The sequence below is a fragment of the Streptomyces sp. YS-3 genome, assembly GCF_045257485.1.
GTDB lineage: Bacteria > Actinomycetota > Actinomycetes > Streptomycetales > Streptomycetaceae > Streptomyces.
Window position 1 is genome coordinate 1 of sequence record NZ_JBJHPC010000914.1, and the last position, 1808, is coordinate 1808.

The 1808-nt window shown below is 74.8% G+C and carries 2 protein-coding genes; both read left to right on the forward strand.

The features are described from left to right. On the forward strand, positions 1-864 hold an 864-nt coding region (locus tag ACJA3G_RS36220), incomplete at its 5' end, for an alpha/beta hydrolase family protein (RefSeq protein WP_406557277.1). 105 nt (positions 865-969) lie between these two features. Beyond that, positions 970-1659 carry a copper homeostasis protein CutC gene (locus ACJA3G_RS36225; protein ID WP_406557278.1) on the forward strand — a complete coding sequence of 230 codons (690 nt, stop codon included), beginning with the start codon at positions 970-972 and terminating at the stop codon, positions 1657-1659. The last annotated feature ends 149 nt before the right edge of the window (positions 1660-1808 follow it).

Here is a 1808-nt window from a genome sequence, read left to right on the forward strand (position 1 = left end):
GAGGGTGGTGCCGAGGGTGCGGGGGTCGCCGGCTTCCCCGTCGTCCTCTACTCGCCCGGCGCCGGCGACCCCCGCACCCTCGGCACCACCCTCTGCGACGAGCTCGCCTCGCGCGGGTACGTCGTGGTGATGCTGGACCACACGTACGACGCCCAGGTCGTCGAGTTCCCCCGGGGCCGCCTCGAAAGCACCGTGCTGCCCCGCGAGTACACCCGTGCCAAGGAGGCCGGGCCGGAGCACGTCGTCGCGCTGCTGAAGAAGGTCGTGGACGTACGGGTGGCCGACACCCGGTTCGTCCTGGACCGGCTCCGTCATCTCCCCGGCCCCCTCGGCCGGCTCCTCGACCTCGGGGCCGTCGGGATGTTCGGGCAGTCGGCGGGCGGGTTCACCGCCGCCCAGACCATGCACGACGACCGCCGGATCAGGGCCGCGCTCAACATGGACGGGGTGATGGGCTACACCGAGGACGACCACGACCCGGCGAACCCGTCCCCCGTCGGCACCGACGGCGTCACCCGGCCCCTGCTCCTCATGGGCAAGGACGGCGACGACCACCACACCGTCGCGTCCTGGGACGCCGTCTGGCGGCACAGCACCGGCTGGCACCGGGACCTGACCCTCACCGGGACCGAGCACGCCTCGTTCACCGACCTCCAGTCGCAGATCCCGCAGATCGCCCACCGGCTCGGGCTGCCGGACGACTTCGTCACCGGGAACGTGGGGACCATCGACCCCGTACGTTCCGTCGCCGCCCAGCAGGCGTACATCGCCGCCTTCTTCGACCGGTGGCTGCGGGGCCGCGACGACTCCGGCCTCCTGGAGCGCCCCTCCCCGCGCTGGCCGGAGGTGCGGTTCGTGGAGTGAGTCCCGACCCGCCGCCCCCTGCCGCATGCGACCGCGTGACCCGCCGCGTAGGCTGTATTGGACTAGACCTGTTGAATCTGTAGGCAGCCGAGGAATTGGGGTCAGATGAGCAACCGTGCACTGCTTGAGGTGATCGCCCTCGACGCGGACGACGCGGTCGCGGCGCAGGCCGGCGGCGCGGACCGGCTGGAGCTGGTCACCGACATGGCAGCCGACGGCCTCACCCCGCCCCGGGAGACCTTCGCGGCGATCCGTGCCGCCGTGGACATCCCGCTGCGCGTGATGCTCCGCGCGGCGGACGGCTTCGCGGCGGGCGACGTGGACGCGCTCGTACGGGACGCGCGGGCGCTGCGCGCGGAGGGCGCGGACGAGTTCGTGCTCGGCTTCCTCGACGAGACCGGCGCGCCGGACATGACCGCGGTACGGGCACTCGTCGCGGAGCTGGACGGCTGCCGGTGGACGTTCCACCGGGCCGTCGACCGCGCCGCCGACCGCGACGCCCTGCGCAAGGAGCTCACGGGCCTGCCGGGCCTCGACACGTATCTGACGGCCGGCGCGGCGGGCGGTGTCGACGACGGCCTGCCGACACTCGTCGCGGAGGCGGCCCGGTCCGGCGAGCCGGGCTACGAGCCCCGCATCCTCGTCGGCGGCGGCCTGCGGCTCGACCATCTGCCCCGCCTGCGGAGCGCCGGGATCGACGCGGTGCACATCGGCGGCGCGTCACGCCCCGACGGATGGGCGACCCCGGTCTCCACCCAGGCCGTAGCCCAGTGGCGCGAGGCACTGGACGCATAGCGGGCAGGCCCGGCGGCGGGCGGCGGCAGCGGATGCGGGGGTCCTCCGGGGGCCCGGCACCCCGGCGGCCCGGCCAGCCCGGTGGCCTGGCGGCTCGGCCAGCCCGGTGGCCCTGGCGGCCTGGCGGCTGGGTGGTCCGGGGGTCCGGT